This is a genomic window from Nocardia sp. NPDC049190 (assembly GCF_040648115.1).
GTDB lineage: Bacteria > Actinomycetota > Actinomycetes > Mycobacteriales > Mycobacteriaceae > Nocardia.
Map to the genome: position 1 here is coordinate 47,524 of NZ_JBEZDE010000021.1, position 18,711 is coordinate 66,234.

The 18,711-nt window shown below is 66.0% G+C and carries 18 protein-coding genes; 8 read left to right on the forward strand and 10 right to left on the reverse strand.

Annotated elements, in window-relative coordinates; translation table 11 throughout:
- Positions 1–77: 77 nt before the first annotated feature.
- Positions 78–428 carry a hypothetical protein gene (locus AB0B25_RS19265; protein ID WP_357181050.1) on the reverse strand — a complete coding sequence of 117 codons (351 nt, stop codon included), beginning with the start codon at positions 426–428 and terminating at the stop codon, positions 78–80.
- Between the two features lie 306 nt (positions 429–734).
- On the opposite strand from AB0B25_RS19265, the gene AB0B25_RS19270 reads away from it, so the two are divergent.
- Together AB0B25_RS19270 and AB0B25_RS19275 are read left to right on the forward strand one after the other, a co-directional pair.
- The gene (locus tag AB0B25_RS19270; protein ID WP_357181053.1) at positions 735–1,244 is read left to right on the forward strand and encodes a DUF664 domain-containing protein; all 510 of its coding nucleotides are present in this window, start codon (positions 735–737) and stop codon (positions 1,242–1,244) included.
- A 580-nt stretch (positions 1,245–1,824) separates the two neighbouring features.
- Complete coding sequence (locus AB0B25_RS19275) at positions 1,825–2,604, forward strand: metallophosphoesterase (RefSeq protein ID WP_357181056.1); 780 nt, start codon at positions 1,825–1,827, stop codon at positions 2,602–2,604.
- A gap of 15 nt (positions 2,605–2,619) precedes the next feature.
- Here AB0B25_RS19275 and AB0B25_RS19280 read toward each other — a convergent pair whose 3' ends face one another.
- Complete coding sequence (locus tag AB0B25_RS19280; protein WP_357181059.1) at positions 2,620–4,023, reverse strand: AIM24 family protein; 1,404 nt, start codon at positions 4,021–4,023, stop codon at positions 2,620–2,622.
- Between the two features lie 556 nt (positions 4,024–4,579).
- Positions 4,580–4,876, reverse strand: coding sequence for a hypothetical protein (locus AB0B25_RS19285; RefSeq protein WP_357074521.1), 297 nt, complete (start codon positions 4,874–4,876; stop codon positions 4,580–4,582).
- 409 nt (positions 4,877–5,285) lie between these two features.
- Between AB0B25_RS19285 and AB0B25_RS19290 the strand changes: the two genes are divergently transcribed.
- Complete coding sequence (locus AB0B25_RS19290) at positions 5,286–5,474, forward strand: hypothetical protein (protein WP_357181062.1); 189 nt, start codon at positions 5,286–5,288, stop codon at positions 5,472–5,474.
- A 395-nt stretch (positions 5,475–5,869) separates the two neighbouring features.
- Here AB0B25_RS19290 and AB0B25_RS19295 read toward each other — a convergent pair whose 3' ends face one another.
- The 4 genes from AB0B25_RS19295 to AB0B25_RS19310 all read right to left on the reverse strand — a co-directional run bounded on the left by AB0B25_RS19295 (position 5,870) and on the right by AB0B25_RS19310 (position 9,006).
- Complete coding sequence (locus AB0B25_RS19295) at positions 5,870–6,574, reverse strand: DUF6081 family protein (RefSeq protein WP_357181065.1); 705 nt, start codon at positions 6,572–6,574, stop codon at positions 5,870–5,872.
- 4 nt (positions 6,575–6,578) lie between these two features.
- A complete protein-coding gene (locus tag AB0B25_RS19300; RefSeq protein WP_357181068.1) occupies positions 6,579–7,505 on the reverse strand; it encodes an SAM-dependent methyltransferase in 927 nt (308 codons plus the stop codon).
- 175 nt (positions 7,506–7,680) lie between these two features.
- On the reverse strand, positions 7,681–8,148 hold the full coding sequence (locus tag AB0B25_RS19305) for a hypothetical protein (protein ID WP_357181070.1): 468 nt from the start codon (positions 8,146–8,148) through the stop codon (positions 7,681–7,683).
- Between the two features lie 24 nt (positions 8,149–8,172).
- Positions 8,173–9,006 carry an SAM-dependent methyltransferase gene (locus tag AB0B25_RS19310; protein WP_357181072.1) on the reverse strand — a complete coding sequence of 278 codons (834 nt, stop codon included), beginning with the start codon at positions 9,004–9,006 and terminating at the stop codon, positions 8,173–8,175.
- 254 nt (positions 9,007–9,260) lie between these two features.
- Between AB0B25_RS19310 and AB0B25_RS19315 the strand changes: the two genes are divergently transcribed.
- Positions 9,261–10,166 carry a helix-turn-helix transcriptional regulator gene (locus tag AB0B25_RS19315; RefSeq protein ID WP_357181075.1) on the forward strand — a complete coding sequence of 302 codons (906 nt, stop codon included), beginning with the start codon at positions 9,261–9,263 and terminating at the stop codon, positions 10,164–10,166.
- Positions 10,167–10,995: 829 nt separating this feature from the next.
- Positions 10,996–11,625 (forward strand): LysE/ArgO family amino acid transporter, encoded by a 630-nt coding sequence (locus AB0B25_RS19320; RefSeq protein ID WP_357181076.1) that lies wholly within the window; start codon positions 10,996–10,998, stop codon positions 11,623–11,625.
- 9 nt (positions 11,626–11,634) lie between these two features.
- Here the strand turns inward: AB0B25_RS19320 and AB0B25_RS19325 are convergent, their stop codons facing one another.
- The gene (locus tag AB0B25_RS19325; protein WP_357181078.1) at positions 11,635–12,441 is read right to left on the reverse strand and encodes an LLM class flavin-dependent oxidoreductase; all 807 of its coding nucleotides are present in this window, start codon (positions 12,439–12,441) and stop codon (positions 11,635–11,637) included.
- 274 nt (positions 12,442–12,715) lie between these two features.
- Here AB0B25_RS19325 and AB0B25_RS19330 point away from each other — a divergent pair, with 274 nt between their 5' ends.
- Positions 12,716–13,732, forward strand: a complete 1,017-nt coding sequence (locus AB0B25_RS19330) for an NADP-dependent oxidoreductase (protein ID WP_357181080.1) — start codon at positions 12,716–12,718, stop codon at positions 13,730–13,732.
- A gap of 110 nt (positions 13,733–13,842) precedes the next feature.
- Here the strand turns inward: AB0B25_RS19330 and AB0B25_RS19335 are convergent, their stop codons facing one another.
- Positions 13,843–14,667, reverse strand: a complete 825-nt coding sequence (locus AB0B25_RS19335) for an SAM-dependent methyltransferase (RefSeq protein WP_357181083.1) — start codon at positions 14,665–14,667, stop codon at positions 13,843–13,845.
- A gap of 636 nt (positions 14,668–15,303) precedes the next feature.
- Between AB0B25_RS19335 and AB0B25_RS19340 the strand changes: the two genes are divergently transcribed.
- The gene (locus AB0B25_RS19340; protein WP_357074724.1) at positions 15,304–15,582 is read left to right on the forward strand and encodes a hypothetical protein; all 279 of its coding nucleotides are present in this window, start codon (positions 15,304–15,306) and stop codon (positions 15,580–15,582) included.
- Between the two features lie 332 nt (positions 15,583–15,914).
- Here AB0B25_RS19340 and AB0B25_RS19345 read toward each other — a convergent pair whose 3' ends face one another.
- Positions 15,915–16,817 carry an acyl-CoA thioesterase domain-containing protein gene (locus AB0B25_RS19345; RefSeq protein WP_357181086.1) on the reverse strand — a complete coding sequence of 301 codons (903 nt, stop codon included), beginning with the start codon at positions 16,815–16,817 and terminating at the stop codon, positions 15,915–15,917.
- A gap of 428 nt (positions 16,818–17,245) precedes the next feature.
- Here AB0B25_RS19345 and AB0B25_RS19350 point away from each other — a divergent pair, with 428 nt between their 5' ends.
- A complete protein-coding gene (locus AB0B25_RS19350; protein WP_357181088.1) occupies positions 17,246–18,703 on the forward strand; it encodes an aromatic acid/H+ symport family MFS transporter in 1,458 nt (485 codons plus the stop codon).
- Positions 18,704–18,711: the final 8 nt, after the last annotated feature.

Here is an 18,711-nt window from a genome sequence, read left to right on the forward strand (position 1 = left end):
GCCGCTCGACGGTGATGCGCGGTGCGACCGCGCACCACCGTCGAGCCGCCGGGGTGGGTTGATGCGCTCGTGGGTGGTCAGAAGGCGCTTCCGGTACCAGGCAGGAAGAAGCCGGGCCAGATGCCGAATGGGCTGCCCCAGTAGCCGAACGGGCTACCCCACAGGCCGTAGCCGCCGAGCCCGCCCCATCCGTTGCCGCCCCAACCATTACCGCCCCAACCGTTTCCACCCCAACCGCCGTGGCGATGCCGGCCACCGTGGCCCCAGCCGCCGTGGATCTCTTCGCCCTGGCTCACCTGAGCGACGGCCGGCTGCTCTGCCATTGCGGGCGCCGCGGCGATGGTGACTGGTGTCAGCGTGAGCGCGGCGGCCAGTGCGACGCGAGCAAGCGCTCGGCGGGCACGTCCGGTGTCGACGTCGTGGATCATCGGTACTTCCTCGCTTCGGTATGTATCGTCCGGTCGGAAACCACAATCGGCCGGTCGGATCGGAATTATCTAGCCAATAACTATCGTACCGTTAAAGGATGGCACGTTCAATGTGGTTCGGCCGTGCGAGAATTCGGCGGTCCGGGGTACCGGCTGTTCGGAATCCGGCCCGCCAGTGCTCCGCAGCACGTCGAGCATGGGACGTGGGCCCGCGCCGATCACATCGACCGGTCCGGTATCAGGCCCGGCTCGGGGCGCGGGTCGGTACCGTCGACAGCATCTGACCGCGAGGGAGGAGCCGAGACAATGAGAAGTGCCGATGTGCTGACCGACGCCTTCGGGCGGATCCGGGAGGTAGTGCACGAGGCGGTGGACGGGCTCGGCGAGGACGACCTCGTCTACCGAGTCGACCCCGGCGCCAACTCGATCGCATGGCTGGTCTGGCATCTGACGCGGGTGCAGGACGATCATGTGGCGGACGTGGCCGGTACCGAGCAGGTGTGGACCGCGCACGGTTGGTACGAACGATTCGGATTGCCGATCGAGGAAAGCGCGACCGGCTACGGCGACCGCCCCGTCGACGTCGCTGTTGTTCGTGCACCGGCCGAGCTGCTCACGGGTTACTACGACGCGGTGCACGACCACGCGGTGCGCTTCGTCCGGAAGCTGGACGACAGCGACCTCGAACGGATCGTGGACATCCGGTGGGATCCGCCGGTGACGCTCGGCGTGCGGTTGGTCAGCGTGCTCTCCGACGATCTGCAGCACGCGGGTCAGGCCGCCTATCTGCGCGGCCTCATCGAGCGGATGAGATGAGCCGGGGTGCGTGAACTCGATGCGGCGCGCGTGATCGATGGCGTGTCGCGAATCGGCGCCGAGGAATCGGAACGTTCACAGCGAGTGCAGCCGTGGTGGTGAGTGTCCTCGCCGTGACTGTCGTTGCTGTCGTGATCTTCGTGTCGGTGCTGTTCGTCGGGCTGCAGTGGTATGTGTGGCGGCGGGTCGTGCGGGATGCCACCGTGACGGGGTCGCGCGCACGGCGGGTCGGCACCGTCGTCGTGGTGGCCGGCCCGCTGCTCCTGGTCGGCGCGAGCGTTGCCGAAGTGGCGTCCGCGCCGTTCCCGTTGGTCCGACTCATCGCCTGGCCGGGTTATCTGTGGGGCGCGTTTCTCGGGTATCTGCTACTGGCATTGCTGGTAGTCGAGCCGATTCGGCTCGTACTGCTGCGGTTCGGTACGACATCGGTGCCGGACACGGGTGTCGCATCCGCGGAAATCGCGTCGACGCCGATTCACTGCCGGCCAAAGACATTGCGCCGCAACCTGCGGCGGGTGCGCCCACGACTACCCGAATTCCGCGCAGAATATTCGTTTCCCGCGTCGTCGGCGGTGCAGCGGTGGCTGCCGCGGCGACCACCGTCGGCGCCGGGACCTACGGCGTGCTCGACGGACCGAGCGTCCAACGCGTCGCGGTGCCGCTGGCGAAACTGCCCCGTCGAGCGGACGGGTTCCGCATCGCAGTCGTCAGCGACATCCATCTCGGTCCCGTTCTCGGCCGCGGTTTCGCCGAGCGGGTGGTCCGCACCATCAACGACACCCGCCCCGACCTGATCGCCGTCGTCGGTGATCTGGTGGATGGCAGCGTCGAGCACCTGCGCTCCGCCGTCGAGCCGCTGGCGCGCGTGCGCGCCCGCCATGGTGCGTTCTTCGTGACCGGCAACCACGAGTATTTCTCCGGCGCCGACGAGTGGATCGACCACGTTCAAGAGCTCGGAATGCGGCTGCTCGCGAATACCCGCACGGAATTGCCCGGATTCGATCTGGCGGGCGTGAACGATGTGCAGGGCGAGCGGACCGGGCGCGGGCCCGACTTCGTCGCGGCGATCGGCGACCGGGACCGCTCGCGTACCGCTGTTCTCCTGGCGCACCAGCCCGTGCTCATCGACGCCGCGGTCCGGCACGGCGTCGACCTGCAGTTGTCCGGGCATACGCATGGCGGCCAGATCTGGCCGGCGAATTACTTTGTGGGCCTGGCGAATCCGACGGTTGCCGGACTCGAACGGTACGGCGACACCCAGTTGTACGTCACCCGGGGCGCCGGGGCGTGGGGTCCGCCGGTACGCGTGGGCGCACCGTCGGACATCACCGTCGTGGAACTGGTGTCGCGCCAGGCGTGACCGGGATCGTCTCCGCTATCCGAACAACCCGCCGAGTACGCCGCCGCTCTGGCCGGCCTCCTGTCCGCCGCCGGTGCCGCCGATGAAGCCCCCCGGCGGCAACTCGGAAGGCTGCACGATGACGAAACCACGGCCGGAGAACGACAGCGTCATGCTCTCGCCGGTGCTGCGCCCCATGAGCCTGCCGAGGCCGAAGGAATCGTTGCGCTTGATCCCGGTCTGCAGGCTGGACGACCAGGCGACCGCCGCCTGCGGGTCGGCATAGGTGGGCTGGTCGACGTTGAGCACGACCGGTGTGCCGTGGGTGGTGATCGCGATTCGCCCTCGGCCGGTGAAGACGCAGTTGAACAGCCCGGCGTTGCTGGCGAATCCGGCAGCGCCTTGCACCATGCGGATGTTGTACGTCAGCGTGGAATCGAAGGCGAGGACGTTGGCGCCATTGATGGTGAGGCCGTCGGTGCCATCGAGATCGATCGTGTGCACGTCGGCGGCGCCGTTGGCGACGAACAGGTCGCCGCGGCCGGACACCTTCATCAGCGGTACGCCCTCGCCGGTGAGTCGCTGCTGGATCGCCCGCCCGATGCCGCCCGAACCGAGCGCCTGGAACTGCAACTCTCCCTGGTATGCGACCATCGACCCGGCGCGCGCCATGATCTCGCCATTGACGGCGACCTTGATCATCTTGCCGCCCTGCTTCTGGATGCCGACACCGGTGACTTCGGCGTGGCTCGGGGCGAATAGTTCGCTGTGCATCGGCAGCGCTCCTTGCTCAGGTGAGGGCAGTGGTGGTGAGGGTGGTACGGCGGGCGACGAGGGGTAGGCCGGTGGCGAGGGATACGCCGGTGGCGCGGGCGCCGGACCGGACACTTGGTAGCTCGGCGGGGGAATCGGGGCGACGGGCGGCGGTGGTGGTGCGGCGGGCTCGTCATCGATATTCACGCCGAACGCGGTCGCGATTCCGGCAAGACCATTGTCGTAACCCTGCCCGACTGCGCGGATCTTCCATCCGCCGCCGCGGCGGTAGATCTCCACGCACACCACGGCGGCCTCGGTGCTGAGCCCGGTTATCGGGAAAGCCAGCGTGCCGGCCTCGGCTGCGATGCTCGCGCGCAGCGAGCCGACGCCGGCGAAAGTGGCCGGCCCGCTGCCGTCCAGGCTCGCGGTGACGACGACCCGGTCGACGTCGGCAGGCAGCGCGCCGGTCTGGATATCCACCACGTCACCGGCACCGCGGCCGTGCCGATAGATGACGCCGGGCGCGGTCGGCTGGTTGAAGAAGACGAAATCGGCGTCGGACCGCACACGCCCGTGCGGGCTGAGCAACAAGGCCGACACATCGACGGGAGCAGAGCATGTGACGGTGACCGTGAGCCGATCGCCGGGCGCGGGGCGGTTCTCACCGCGGGCGAGTTCGGTCACGGCAGGCCGTCCAGTGCGCGGGAGCGTCGGTGGAATGACATGCGATTCACGGCCTCCAGTGTGTCGTGCCGTCGGTGCGTTCGCTACCGAGCCAGGTCCGGTCCCCTCGAGTCACGAGTTCACCGCGCTCGCCGTTGATCGCTGCTCGCGACAGTCCCGGCTCACACGCGGTCTCCGGGAAAGATGTCTCGGGTCTGTTTCGTGTTGCGCGGCACCGACATCCGCTCCGGCACCGGCCCGACGAGCAGCCACAACAGATCGACCGACCGTCGTCGGTGGCAGCGGCGCGTCCACCGTTCGGAGCGTGCCGCCCGAGATCGGCGCGTCTTGCGATCGAGCACTGTCACCAGGTTTGCTGATCACTCGGACATCAGCGTAACGCCGTCCGTGCGAAGGCCCGGCCTTCGGGCGGCATGATGGCGTCGGCAGCCGAGCGTGCTGTCGGCGCGCCGGTTCGCCTCGTGCCTGTCGTCTCGGAGAGCTGGGACCAGGACGTGTGCTAGTGGCGGCGAGGGTCCGGCCGGAGCGGTCGGACCCTCGCCGCGGCGCGTGGCGGTCAGAGCAGTTCGGCGTACATCGTGCCGTCGAGGATGCCGAATTCGATCTGTCCAGGAAACAGTGGCGTCGCGCCGGTGGCACGTTGGGCGTGGTTGAGCGCGATGGTGTCGGTCGCCCACCGGTGCAGTGGTTGGGGTAGGCGCAGAACTCGATGGTCGGTGCAGCGGATGTACGGGTAGGTGATCTCGCCGGGACCGGCGAGGGGGTTGTGGATGTCGAGAGCGGCGATGTCCAGGACCAGTCCGGTCTGCTTGGCGGAGGCGACGGTCGGTGGCTGCAGTTCGATGTCGTCCATGACTCAAGACGGTAGCCCGGAGGATGCCAGATGCGGGTTATTCCGGGCCGATGTCCGCAGGAATTGCTGCGATTCAGGTGTGACGGTGAGGTTCATCGAACGATCGAACCTCACCGCTACCACCAGCGATCGCGGTCGGCTTGGGCGTACCGTTGCCGCGCTGCATGTCCCGGGGCCACCGGGACACCGGATGAGCGTAGGCGACGCTGGGGATTCGCGGTGGTGTTTCCGCGGAATCGGTGGGCATGATCGCTCGGCGCGAATCCGCACCGGCCGCCCGGGAAAGTCGCCGACCTGAGGGTCCTGATCCGCATCCGGGGTCTACTATGCGTGCGGCGTGAAAAGAGCTGTGCGCGTTGCGTATCCGCCATAGCCGCGTCATCGATTCGGTTCTCAGGAGGCTGGAAACGTGCTGTATGGAGTCGTAGCGGCCATTGTCGTTACGTTGTTGGTCGGGGCGGCCGCGGCGATGGTGTGGGATCCGCGCCGTGGTGACGACATGAGCGAGTTCGAATGGGATCTGGCCGAAAGTGACGATACGTCAGAAGATTTCCCCCAGGCCCGCAGTGCCGAATGGCCACGGAAGGAAATGATCTGAGCTGTGCCGCCAGCGGCCGCCGCCTTGCCGAACGCGAGATCGGTGGCATGTGGTCCGCGCCTGCGTGGTGACGTCGAATATCTTCGGTCGAGGTCGCTTGGCGGGGCGCGTACCCGCGGACTTCGGTTGCCCTTGTCTACGGGAGGCATGGCGCCCAAGCAAGTTTCGCTGGGCGCCATGCTATTCCGAATAACAGCGATGATCCAGGCGCGAATGTCCGGGCGCGGACGCCGACCACGTTGACGAAACCAGTTGAACCGTGGCGTGCTTCGGCGTCATAACCTCGATCGTCGACGACGGCTGTGGGTCGACTGACCGTGGCCGACAGCGTCGCACGGTGGTGGGCGCCGATCGGATCCCGGGGGCGTCGGTGACCTCGATCGGCCGGGTGCCGTCTAGTCGACGGTGAATTGACGCCATCGAGCGTGCAGGCCCTGTCCGCGCAGCGAGGTGCTGTGTCCGTCTTCGATCGGATGCAGGGTGATGATGCCGAATCCGATCTGAATCTTCTCCGGCAGGTTCGGTGCGTGCGTGGTGTAGACAGGGAAGTCGTCGACGGACCAGCCGACAGCGCCGGTGCTACGGTCGATGCTGACCGCGTAGCGGTGGAACTGGGTGGGCTTGATGTCGACGCCCGCGAGCGGCGCGTGCACGACATGCGTGAACGCGAGTTCCTTGTCGACCACACCGGGCACGAACAGGCGTTCGTGGATCGCGTAGGCGTGCTTGCTGGTCGCGATCAGGTCGAAAACCTGGGCGCTGTTCATGTCGAGGACGTTGAACGCGGCGAAACCGTCCCGGTAGTCTTCGCCGGTGGCGCCGATGTTCTCCGCCGCCATCTCCACTGCGAAGGTTCGCGGTCCACCGGTGAGGTCGAATTCCTCGACCGACACGAGCAGATGCTTCGGGTTGTCCAGGATCTGAACATCCGAGTTCGATCGGGTGAAGGCGTCGATCCGGACCGACACGGTGCCATCATCGATGTCGGTCTGCGCCGCGGGATCGGCGTAGCGCCAGGTCTGGTCTCCGCCGAGCGGCACTTCCAGAAAGCGCCACCGGTCCTCCCGTAGGCGCGGTCCGTTCAGGTCGTCGTAGTTCATCGTGTCACCTTTCCGCCGAGCCGCCGTTGCGGGAACCGAGTCGGCCGTTCTTGCTTCCGGTCCTGCGGTGCAGGGAGGTCACCACGCCGGGAACGGGTTTGTAGCCGAGGCCGCCCAGCAGTAGCCGTTCCTCGGTCAGTCGCGGATGGAGTGCGGGCCCCATCGGCCACCAGTCGTCGAGTTCGACCAAGCCGGGCTCGATCAGTTCCAGATCACCGAAATACGAGGCGATCTCCGCGCGGGTGCGGTACCAGCCGGAGCCCAAACCCATCTCGGTGAAGCGTCGTTGCAACTCGATGGCCATGTCGTGGGCCTCGGAGCCATCGGAGGGGTCGTGGAAATGGGTGATCGCGACGTATGAGCCGGCGGGCAGCGTGTCGATGTATCTGCGCATGATGCCCGCGGGATCGAGTGCGTCGTCGACGTGGTGCAGGATGCCGCAGAGGATCAGCGCCAGCGGGCGGGAGAGGTCCAGATGCTGGGTGACCTCGGCATGTGACAACAGGGTGCTCGGCTCGGTCAGGTCGCCGGGCACGAAACGGGTGTATTCGTTGCGTTCCAGCAGTACTCGGCCGTGGATGTTGCAAACCGGATCGTTGTCGACATACACCACGCGCGCATCCGGTTGCTGCTGCTGGGCGATCTCGTGGGTGTTGCCCACGGTGGGTAGACCGGCGCCGATGTCGAGAAACTGGTCGATGCCGACGGTCCCGGCCAGATATCGCACTACTCGGTGCAGCCAGCGTCGATTCATCCTGGCCACGTCGCTCTGGCGCGGTGCGACCTCGGCAACCTTGTCACGGACGTAGCGGTCGACCTCGTAATTGTCTTTGCCACCGAGGGTGGCGTCGTAGACGCGGGCGATGCTCGCCCGTGTCGTGTCCACGCCGACCGGTGCGCGGACACCGGTCCGGGGGGTGGGATCAGACATGGAGGACCTCTCTGTGCGGTTGGCTCACCAGCCTAGAGTCCACCGATTTCCACAGCAATGAATGTCGGATACGTTCGGCTGGAAATGATTTCATGTGATCGGCTGCCGGTCATTTCGACCAACACCGCGCAATGAATACCGTCCGGTATTCATTGGGTGGACCCGGCACGCCGGTTCACGGTGTGTTCGGCCGGCGCAGCACTCGTCCCGGTAGTAGCCCGCCTTGCACGTGCGTGACCCGCCACCAGTCGATGTGCACGATCAGTGCCTCGATAGGAGTGGACAGGAACGGTTCGATCTGTGGCTCTTTGCGAAGAAGTGTCCGAAAGGTCTCTTCCCGTTCGCCGTGGTCTTCGCGCACCACCGCTGTTCCGAGCCCTTGCGCGAACGGGTTGAGGAATCCCGCTGGGACGACCTTGACGCCGATGTTCGGATTTGTTCGTAGGCTATCGAGCGTCTTGCCGCCGGATTCGAGCACGAGGGTGAGGCGGAAGGGATCTTCGTCCAGCTCCGCGAAAAACGCGGTCGAGGACCAGTTGATGCCGTCCTTGGAGGTCGCGAGATCGATACTGGTGCAGGCGAGGATGCCGGACAATGTGGCCCGGACGCCCTCGTCGGTGACCCGCGTGTCGTACGACGCCATATCGAGCTCCCTTCTTGGTACGGATCAGGATTTGCGGCCGACTCCTCCGACGATGAGACGCTCGTCCGGCCAGGGTGTGCGCAGAGCGGGGCCGCTCGGCCACCAGTCGTGCAATTCCACCACTCCCGGCGCGACCAACTCCAGGCCGTCGAAGAATGCCTCGATCTCCGCGCGGGTGCGCCACCGTCCGGTGCCGAGGCCCTCGTCGAGCAAGGCTTGCTCGGCTTGCCGGGCCAGGGCGTGCATGTGCTCGTTCTCGCCGGCCGGGTCGAAGAAGTGACTGACCATCGCGTATGAGCCCGGCGCGAGGCGCTCGACGTATTCGTGCATGATCGCCGCGGGATCCCGGTCGTCATCGATGTGATGCAGTGTTCCGCACTGCATGAGCAATACGGGCTTGCTCAGATCCAGATGACCGTTGAGGTCGGGATCGTCCATCACCTCGGCAGGCCGGGTGAGGTCGAGATCCAGGAAGTGTGTGTGCTCGTTCGCCTCGAGTAGTTCTCGGCCCCGGGCGACGCACATCGGGTCGTTGTCCACGTAGACAACGACGACCTCGGCACCGAGTTCCTGTGCGACGTCGTGGGTGTTCCTGTGGGTGGGCAGGCCGCTACCCAGATCGAGGATCTGGTCGATGCCCGCCGTTTCGGTGGCATACCGCACCACGCGCTCGAGCCAGCGCCGGTTGGCCGTACCGACGGCATCCTGGTGCGGGACGACCTTCTTCAGGTGCTCGTAGGCCCTGCGGTCCACGTCGAACCAGTCCGCGCCACCGAGGGCGTAGTCGTAAACGCGCGCGATGCTGGGGGTGTTCGGATCCACACCCGGGAGCCGAGTCGCCTCGTCTACCGAAGCCATGGCTGCTCCTGTCCCGCTCGGCCATCATCGGGGGCGACTCTACGCAGTCGGCCGCGGACACGCCCAGGATTGCCCGAAGTTATTGCATTGTCGCTCTTGTGAATCCATGATTGCGGAAGCATAATTCGACTCGCGCTCGCGTCGTCGTCGAGCTGCGTTCGCGGCCGAGTAGGATCGACTACCGACGTCAGGTGATCTGTGATGGTGGAGGCACTGCGCTCCGCGGTCTACCCCCCTATCGGCCGGAGGCATCCATGACCAACGACGAGGACAACAGCGGGAATGCGGAATTCCTTGCGGCAGAGCGTGGTCCGACCGTGCTGCGGATCGCGCTCGGTAGTCGGCTGCGTCAGTTGCGCGAGGGTAGTGCGATCACCAGGGAGGCGGCGGGTGACGCCATTCGCGGATCGCACGCCAAGATCAGCCGTCTGGAGCTGGGGCGGACCGGATTCAAAGAACGCGACCTGAACGATCTGTTGAGCCTCTACGGCGTTGTCGACCCCGCTGAACGCGAAACCTACCTCGAGCTGGCTCGCCGTGCCAACGACCCCGGCTGGTGGCAGCACTACAGCGACTTGCTTCCGGCCTGGTTCGAGACCTATATCGGACTCGAACAAGCCGCGACCACGATCCGCACCTACGAGGCGCAATTCATTCCGGGTCTGTTGCAGACCGCCGACTACGCGCGTGCGGTGATCCAGCTCGGTAACACCGACGAGACCGAGCGCCGGGTCGCCATCCGGATACGCCGCCAGCAGATTCTCAGCCGGGTGGCCGCTCCGACCCTGTGGGCGGTCATCGACGAGAACGCGCTGCGCAGGCCGGTCGGCGGGATGTTGGTGCTCCGGGAGCAGATCGAGCATCTGGTCCAGGTGGCCGAACGTGCCAATGTCCGAATCCAGGTGCTGCCGTACTCGGCAGGAGGACACTCCGCCGCGGGTGGACCCTTCAGTATCCTGCGCTTTCCGGAAACCGAACTGCTCGACATCGTCTATACCGAGCAACTCACCAGCTCGCTCTATTTGGACAAGCGCCGCGATGTCGAGCTGTATATGTCGGTGATGAACAGGCTCAGCGTGGAGTCGTTGTCACCGGCCAGGAGCGTGGAATTCCTCAGGGAGTTGCTCTCGGAAATGCGCTCGGGCGAGGGGATCGCCTGAGTCGTCGTCCGCTGGCCGGATACGGGAGTGTGACTACTGCGGCCCGACGACCCTCGACGCCGCGGTGCGGACCGCCACGTCGGTGGAAGCCGGCATCCGGCTCTCGGGTGGATCGTGCGGAAGCGATCGCAGACGGCAGGGTGATGCAGACGGGTGTGCGGCCCAACCGCGCATCCACCGCCTGGCGAATTGTGAATGTGATTGCCGCCGACGATGTTTGGGTGTGGGAGGGTTTGATTCGAGCAGCGCTGCGTCATCGGTGGCCGCCTTTTCGAAAAGACGTCGTCACCCCGGATTCCGGGGGCGTTTTCACTTCCCGATTTCGTGATTGTCGCCGGCGGGCAGTGTGCGTACACGTGCACAAAGCGCATGTACGCGCAGATGTGCGTTCACCGATGCGACGTGGTGGAGCCGATGTGGCAGTATCTCTTTCGAGGTCGGGGTCTGAGGATCGACTCGGGCACTGACTGGTTCGGCCACGGTGGTCCCACTCATGAGTGGGACCACCGGCGGGCCGTGCGGCATCGACGGTGCGCACTCGGGCCGGTGGGGACTACGTGCGGTAGGTATGTCGGACTGTTGCGCGGACGGACACGGATCGCGACGGCTGTTCCCTGGATGGCATTGCCATCCTGGTATGGGCGCGGCCGCAACTAGGTGTCACTCGGCGAGCGGCCGTCTCGAAGGTCCCGTCGGTGATCGCGACATCGAGTGCGGGGTGGGTCGAGCCGAAGGTGCACAGTAAGTATTCGTAATGACGAAGCTAAGAAATTGTAACGATTGGGAATAATCATCAGCTTGTCTGGGTATCTGCCCAGCTTTAACGTCCATGCGCGTGAGTGTTTCTTCCGCGGCGGTCGCGGCCGCGTCCGGTTTGGGCTTCGGCCTCTCGCTGATCGTGGCGATAGGTGCACAGAATATCTTCGTGCTGCGCCAGGGAATCAGCGGCAGGCATGTCTCCGCGGTGGTCACGGTGTGCGTGGTGTCGGACATCGTGCTGATCGCGGCCGGGGTCGGTGGGTTCGGTCTCATTGTCGAATCTGCTCCGCAAGTTGTCGCCGTGGCCCACTACGCGGGTGCGGCGTTTCTGATCGGGTACGCGGCGCTGGCCGCGCGGCGGGTGTTTACCTCTGCCACAGTGGTCGCCGAATCCGCCAGGGCCACCGTCGCGTTCGATGCGACCGTGGTCACCTGCCTGGCGCTGACGTGGCTCAATCCGCACGTCTACCTGGACACCGTGGTACTGCTCGGCTCCTTTGCCAACACTTATGCCAGTCCGGATCGCTGGTTTCTCGGCGCGGGGGCGATGCTGGCCAGCGCGCTCTGGTTCACCGCGCTGGGTTTCGGCGCTCGATTACTCCGACCGCTGTTCGCCAGTCCGTTCGCCTGGCGGGTGCTGGATTCGGTGATCGCTATGACACTGCTGGCCCTCGGCATCGGGCTGTTGTGCAGCGTGTGATCGGCGCGTTCAGAGCTGCTCTTTGACCTCAGCCGCGAATTCGTAGTCGGCGCGCCAGTCCGCGCCGGACGGGGCGAGAATGACTCGCGTAGCGCCCGCGTCCGCGTACGCGGCCAGCCGTTCGGCCGCGTGGCCGGGATCGGTCGCCAGCGGGGGTGCGACGATCGTGACAGCAGCTGGGTGTCGCCCGTACTCGTCGGCCAGCGCCGCCAGTTCGACCACGCACGCGGGTACCTGTTGCGGCTCGAGGCCGACGGCGACCCAGCCGCTACCGTTGGCGGCGGCGCGACGCTTTGCCCGGTGTCCGTTGCCAGCCACCAATATCGGCGGCATGACCGCCCCGGGCGACAGGGTGACCTCGGTCCCGTCCGGCAACGTCGTCGGCAGCCCTGCGACGAGGTCGGGCAGCACCCGTAGCGCCTCGTCGGTGCGCCGGCCCCGCTCGGCGAACGGTGCCCCAGCTGCCCGCCACCCGATATCCCCGTGTGCCGGATTGCCGGTGCCGATGCCGAGAAACAGGCGGTTGTCGGAGACGTACTGCAAGGTGGCGATCTGTTTGGCGGCCCAGGCGGTCGGGCGCAGCGCGAGCAGCAAGACGCTGTAGCCGATACGGATGTGCTCGGTTGCGGCGGCGGCGGTGGCCAGCACCACGGTGCTGTCCAGGATCGGTGCGCTGGCGACGAGGTGATCGGCTGACCACACCGAGTCGAGCCCGATCTGCTCGGCGAACCGGGCGCTCGCCCGCACGTCGCCGAGAATGGGATGCGCCGGGTCAGGGGTCGAGGTGGGCAGCATGGCGCCGATTTCCAGGGTCATGTCCTCGACGCTACGAACGTCGCGCGAGTGTGCCAATGCTCGGACAACTCATCACGATGTCCCGGACGCTCATGCCGATTCCGCTGGCCGCCCTCGGGTACGGAGGTGTTGCGCGCGAGACGATCTCGCGGCGACAGCGGTCGGCTACCGGTCGGCCGTTGGAGGCGACGGCGGGCCTGGTTCTCGGGCCGAAGGCGCCGTCGTGGTGATCGCCCGACGCGCGAGCGCGTGCGGGGTGCGATATGTGCCCGCCGCACCGACTAGGGTGACCTGCATGGTCGAGTCGACGCGAATCGTGCTTGCTTCCCGGCCGGTGGGTGCGCCTACCCCGGAGAACTTCCGTATCGAGACCACCCGGCTTCCGGCTCCGGCCGAGGGCGAGGTTCTGCTGCGCACGCGGTACCTGTCACTCGATCCTTACATGCGCGGCCGGATGAGTTCGGCGAAGTCCTACGCCGAACCGGTCGAGGTCGGTGCCGTGATGGTCGGGGCGACCGTGGCCGAAGTGCTCGAATCCCGTGCCGCCGCGCTGGCGAAAGGCGATATGGTGCTGTCCTATTCGGGGTGGCAGACCTATGATGTCGTATCGGCTCGCCGTGTGCGCAAGCTCGACCCCGAGACGGCTCCGGTCTCGACGGCGCTCGGCGTGCTCGGCATGCCGGGATTCACCGCGTACGCGGGCCTGCGCAAGATCGGCCGACTGAAGCCCGGTGAGACGCTGGTGGTCGCCGCCGCCACCGGACCGGTGGGGGCGACCGTCGGCCAGATGGCCAAGATCCAAGGCGCGCGTACCGTCGGTATCGCGGGCGGGCCGCGCAAGGTCGCCTACCTGAACGAGCTCGGCTTCGACAGCGCGTTGGACCATCGCGCCCCTGATTTCGTGCAGCAGTTGACGGCGGCTGTTCCCGACGGAATCGATGTCTACTTCGAGAATGTCGGCGGCGCGGTGGCCGACGCGGTCTATCCACTGCTGAATACCTATGCACGCGTGCCGGTCTGCGGCCTGATCGCCAACTACAACGCGTCGGGGGCCGCGGAAGGGCCGGATCGGCTCCCCGCCTACTACAGCCGCATTTTGACCAAGAGCCTGACCGTGCGTGGATTCATCCAGTCGGAGTTCGTCGACGAGCTGTATCCGGACTTCCTGCGCGAGATGGGTGAATGGGTCACCGCCGGCCGTGTTCGCTATCTCGAGGACGTGGTGGACGGTTTGGCCGCCGCGCCCGAGGCGTTCATCGGCATGCTCGAGGGCCGCAACTTCGGCAAACTCGTCGTGAAAGTCGCGGACTGAAGGACTTGTTCGTCTGGATCGATCGGTCCGGTCCGCTGCTCGACGACTGCTCTGACACCACCGATCAGCAGGATGATCGATGATCCGGAGCGTCGCCCGCCGCGCGACGATCAAGGCTTGCGGCCGATACCTGCCCAGAACCAGGCCGGATCCGGATCGACGTGGTCGCAGGAGTCCGGACGCCACGTGGTCACCGGTACGACACCCGGCTCGATGATGTCCGTTCCGGCGAACAGGGATTCGGTCTCGGCGCGGGTGCGCGGCCGGAAAGTGATACCCGCCTGCTCGATGGTGGCCACCACCCGCGCCATGACACGCTCGTCGAAATCGGCGGTGGGATGGGTGATCACCAGATAGCTGCCGGAGGGCGCCGCGTTCAGGAGTGTGCGGATGATGCCGTGCGGATCGTCGCTGTCGCGGAGGTACATCATGATCGCTACCAGCATGATCGCGATCGGCCGGTCGAGGTCGAGGGTGCCGGTCAGGGTGGCGTTGTCCAGGATGGAACGCGGATCGTTCAAGTCTGCTTGCATGAAAGCGGTTTTGCCTCGGGGATGGCTCGCCATCAAGGCGCGCGCGTGCGCGAGCACGACCGGATCGTTGTCGACGTAGACGACGCGTGCGGACGGATCGACGCGCTGGGCGATCTCATGGGTGTTGCCCGCGGACGGCATACCGGTTCCGATGTCGAGGAACTGGTCGACCCCCGCCGCGTCGACCAGATGACGGGTCGCCCGCCCGAGGAATGCGCGATTGGCGCGGGCTATATCGCGGATGGCGGGAATATGCGTGGCGATTGCGTCACCAAGTGTGCGATCGGCGGGATAGTTGTCCTTGCCGCCGAGCCAGTAGTCGAAAACACGTGCCTCGTGGGCGACGCTCGTATCGATTCTGGGCGGTGACCCGTTAGTGACCTGTACATCGCTGTTCGGCATCGCGGTTTCCTCCTGAGTGGCGTCGCGTGTGCTGCCCGCGCGTCACCTGAGCCGTCCCGACTATCGACTTTGCACTATAAGTTTCCTCTCTAATGCTAGTCCGGCGAACGCTCGGTGTGTCGCCGATCGGTTGCCTCTCGGCGGGCCCGATTCGTGCCGTCGGAGGCTCCCGCCGTCTCCGTGGAGTCGTGACGTAGCCGCGGCGACCGCGGTCGCCGCGATGATCGGCACTGTGATGAGCAGCGGAATCGAGGAAGCGCAGTGCGGTGTCCTCCTCGCGGTCATGGTGCTGTCGGCGGAAGATTCGGCGCCGCACTGCACCGACGTGCGGTCAGGATCTGCCTGAGTGCAGCGTATTCGGGGCGATCGGAGTCGGCAGGGGCTGCGGCTGTGCCTCGAGTCGTGGGGGAGAGCGGTGTGTCGCCGGGCTTACTCCCTGCTGATGAGGTTCAATCGAGCCTGTCACGAGTTTTCCCAGGGGCCATGTGGAAAGCAGGAGACGCCCATGACACGGGACTGTCGAGTCCGTAGATAGCGTCGCAGTACCCGTGGCGCGCCGAATTCCGGCTGCGCGATCTTTCGCTCGAACTGCCTCCGGCATCACCTGAGCATGCGAAAAGGAGTACGAACGTGAGCATGATTCTCGCCGCGCTACACGACACAGTGATCGCGCAGTTCGAAGATCCGACTGCGGAAGCGCCGCCGCTGGCCGACAAGCTGGAGCAGATGGGCCGGTACTTCACCTGGATGGTCCAGTTGTCCGGTATCACCGCGATCACGTACGGCGGCGGCCGATTCGCGTGGGAGAAGTGGAATGGCGGCGGCCTGCAGTCGCCCAAGATGGTCGCGGGCGCCATGGCGGGCGGCGCGGTGGCGACCAGTGCGGGCACGATCATGAACGCCATCATCGGCTGATCCGCGGCGCGGACGCGGGACCATCGACCCGGCGGGCTTTGCCTCCGCCGGGTCGATGTAGTATGTGGACGCGTCGTCCGCGCTGATGCGGTGACCGCTCCGACAGCCGGTACTCCGCTGCCCTCCAGGTGATGACCACATTGGCGCGCTCACCGCCGTCGGCTGCGAGAAGACTGTCCTCGACCAGGCATCCGGAAATTTGTCGCCCGCCCGGAGTCGGACCGAGGGCTTCCGGCGGCCAACCGCTCGGGCGATCAATTGGTGGTCGCCTGAACGTTATCGATCGGCGAGTTCCGACACTATCTCCGGTGGGTCAGCCGAGTTGCGGTCGTTCAGGGGGTGCGGATCATTCCCTCCTGGAGCACCGTGGCGAGGTGTCGCTGGTCGCGAGTGAAGAAGCGGCCGGAAGCCAGGCCGCGGCCCGCGTCGGCGGTGACCGCTTCCTGGACGTAGAGGAGCCAATCGTCGACCGGTCCCGGGCGGTGGAACCACATGGCGTGGTCGAGGCTGGCGGTGACCAGGTCGGGCTGGGCCCAGGGGAGGTCGAGCACGCGCAGCACTGGTTCCAGGATCGTGTAGTCACAGACATAGGCGAGCGCGGCTTGGTCCCGCTGAGCGTCGGTCAGACCGTCGACGGGCCGCAACGGATCGAACGGCTTCACCCATACCGCCTGGTGCGCGACCTGTTCCCCCTCGACGGCGAGATAGACGGGGCCGGGCACATGCCGCATGTCGAAGCTGCGACCGCGGGACCAATAGGCCTTCGACTCCTCGGTCATCGATCCACCGGTGCGGTCCGCGAGGTAGTCCTCCGTGCTGGGCAGCTCTTCGGGCCCGGGAATGGTCCGGTCGAACTCGGCCGTGAACGTTGCGCCGGGCTCGCCGGCGGCGAAGTTGGCCAGACAGGTGTAGATCGGCTTGCCATTCTGGAAACCGCGGACCTGCCGCGTGCTGTAGCCGCGGCCGTCCCGCAGTAACTCGACCTCATAGCGGATGTTCGCTCCGATGTCCGCCGGACGCAAGAAGTAACTGTGCATCGAATGCAGGGTCTTGCCGTCGGTCACCGACCGCATCGCCGCTGCTGCCGCCTGGGCGACCAGGTCACCGCCGTATGCCTTGGGCCACGGGCACGGTTGGGTCGTGGCGGTGAAGGCAAGATCGAAGTGTTGCGGCTCCGTCGGGGTCAGCGCGAGGGCGGCGGTAAAGATTGTGGAGCTCACCGTGGTGTCGATCATCAGCGCTCCAGCTGGTCGTGCGGGGTGCGGCCGTCGGGCCGCGTGCCTTGGGAATGGTCGTTGTCGAGAAGATTCTTGCTGAACTCAGGGTCCATGGTTCGGCTCCGTTCGGTCATGGCAGGTCGGGCAGAACGCGCCGCACTTATCACGCATTCTTCACGATCGTAAAATATAGTCAATGTTATGGCGGCGACGGCGGGGATGATGTCGAACCGGTCCGGCGCCCTATGGGTGTGGTCGACTCCAGCGTTGACGTTCGCCGTCCTGTCGGTGAAGGCCCGGAGGCTCCGGGATTGCCGACCGTGCACATCCCGCGATTGTGGACAGCACTGGCGAACGCTGTCGCCGGCGGGAATTCTCGGATTCCGCCCCGCGTCGAGCGGCCGGTGTGTTAAATGTCTATTGCGTATCTCTTACGTTGGTAAAGGATGCGCAATACTATCCGCATCCAGCTCCACCCTCGCCTTCGGCACCGTCGCCGCGTAGTCGCGCCGTCAGCCCGCAGCCAGACCCTCGCCTTCATCGCGACGATCGCAGGCGAACACTTCGATCTCAGGGAAATCATGAACGACAACACCAAGCGCCGCACCGGCTTACCGATACTCGTGCTGTGCTTCGCCACCATCTTGTTCGATGGGTACGACCTGGTGGTATACGGCTCGACGCTGCCCACCCTGATCGCGTACGACAGGTGGGATCTCGATGCGTCCACCGCGGGCGTGATCGGCAGCGCGGCGCTCGTGGGAATGCTGCTGGGGACGTTGACGGTAGGGGCGATCACCGAGCGACTCGGACGCAGGCGCATCCTGCTCGGTTCCATCGCCTGGTTTTCGGCCTGCATGCTCGCCACGGCGGCGGCGCCGAACGAGATCGTGTTCGGTGTGCTGCGGTTTCTGACCGGCATCGGTCTGGGCGGTGTTGTCCCCACCTGTATCGCACTCACCATCGAGTTCGCACCCAGGTCGCGCCGCCAGATCGCGAACGCGGTGATGTTCAGCGGATACTCCGTCGGCGGAGTGATCGCGGCGATTACGGCCATCGCACTGCTGCCCGAGACCGATTTCCGGGTCCTCTACGCCATCGGAGGACTTCCCCTCATCACCCTCCTGCCGGTGGCGTATCGGCTGCTCCCCGAGTCGATCTCCTACCTCGCTGCGCACGGACGAACAGCCGAAGCCCGAGCAACCGCGGCCCGCTACGGCGTGGTGTACGACGACGTCGTGGAATCCACGCCGCGTGATTCCGCAGCCGGTGTCGGCTCGGAACATGCGTTCGTGCAGCTGTTCCGGGCGCGTTGGCTGCTGTCTACCCTGCTCTTCGCCGGCCTGAACTTCTGTGGACTGCTGCTGGTCTACGGGTTGAACACCTGGTTGCCGCAGATCATGCGCAGCGCCGGATACGCACTCGGCTCGTCGCTGGCTTTCCTTCTGGTACTCAATGCCGGTGCGGTGCTCGGCGCGATCGGAGCATCGTTCATCGCGGATCGGGTCGGGATCAAGCGCGTGGTCGTAGCCTGCTTCCTACTGGCAGCGGTGGCGGTCTTCATGCTTGCGCTGCATATGCCGCAGGGGGTGCTGTTCGGGCTGGTCGCGCTGGCCGGTCTGGGTAGCGTCGGCACCCAGATACTCAACGGAGGATTCTGCGCCACGCACTATCCGCAGCATCTGGCGGCGACGGCGCTGGCTTGGTCGCTCGGCATCGGGCGAATCGGGGCGATCACGGGTCCGACGCTCGGCGGTTTGATCGCGGCGCGGAAGTTGGGCTTCGAGGTGAACTTCTATGTGTTCGCCGCGGTGGCGGTCCTCGGTGCGTTGGTGGCGATCTCGGTGCCGCGGCATCGCTCCCCCGTGCAAGCGACACGAAGGCAGCCGGTGACGGTCGAGTAGCGCCCTGC

What these genes read in the sequence shown, in the direction of transcription:
- AB0B25_RS19265 (WP_357181050.1), bottom strand. Translation starts at nt 428, where the DNA reads ATGATCCACGACGTCGACACCGGACGTGCCCGCCGAGCGCTTGCTCGC.
- AB0B25_RS19270 (WP_357181053.1), top strand. Translation starts at nt 735, where the DNA reads ATGAGAAGTGCCGATGTGCTGACCGACGCCTTCGGGCGGATCCGGGAG.
- AB0B25_RS19285 (WP_357074521.1), bottom strand. Translation starts at nt 4,876, where the DNA reads ATGGACGACATCGAACTGCAGCCACCGACCGTCGCCTCCGCCAAGCAG.
- AB0B25_RS19295 (WP_357181065.1), bottom strand. Translation starts at nt 6,574, where the DNA reads ATGAACTACGACGACCTGAACGGACCGCGCCTACGGGAGGACCGGTGG.
- AB0B25_RS19300 (WP_357181068.1), bottom strand. Translation starts at nt 7,505, where the DNA reads ATGTCTGATCCCACCCCCCGGACCGGTGTCCGCGCACCGGTCGGCGTG.
- AB0B25_RS19305 (WP_357181070.1), bottom strand. Translation starts at nt 8,148, where the DNA reads ATGGCGTCGTACGACACGCGGGTCACCGACGAGGGCGTCCGGGCCACA.
- AB0B25_RS19310 (WP_357181072.1), bottom strand. Translation starts at nt 9,006, where the DNA reads ATGGCTTCGGTAGACGAGGCGACTCGGCTCCCGGGTGTGGATCCGAAC.
- AB0B25_RS19315 (WP_357181075.1), top strand. Translation starts at nt 9,261, where the DNA reads ATGACCAACGACGAGGACAACAGCGGGAATGCGGAATTCCTTGCGGCA.
- AB0B25_RS19320 (WP_357181076.1), top strand. Translation starts at nt 10,996, where the DNA reads ATGCGCGTGAGTGTTTCTTCCGCGGCGGTCGCGGCCGCGTCCGGTTTG.
- AB0B25_RS19325 (WP_357181078.1), bottom strand. Translation starts at nt 12,441, where the DNA reads ATGACCCTGGAAATCGGCGCCATGCTGCCCACCTCGACCCCTGACCCG.
- AB0B25_RS19330 (WP_357181080.1), top strand. Translation starts at nt 12,716, where the DNA reads ATGGTCGAGTCGACGCGAATCGTGCTTGCTTCCCGGCCGGTGGGTGCG.
- AB0B25_RS19335 (WP_357181083.1), bottom strand. Translation starts at nt 14,667, where the DNA reads ATGCCGAACAGCGATGTACAGGTCACTAACGGGTCACCGCCCAGAATC.
- AB0B25_RS19340 (WP_357074724.1), top strand. Translation starts at nt 15,304, where the DNA reads ATGATTCTCGCCGCGCTACACGACACAGTGATCGCGCAGTTCGAAGAT.
- AB0B25_RS19345 (WP_357181086.1), bottom strand. Translation starts at nt 16,817, where the DNA reads ATGATCGACACCACGGTGAGCTCCACAATCTTTACCGCCGCCCTCGCG.
- AB0B25_RS19350 (WP_357181088.1), top strand. Translation starts at nt 17,246, where the DNA reads ATGCGCAATACTATCCGCATCCAGCTCCACCCTCGCCTTCGGCACCGT.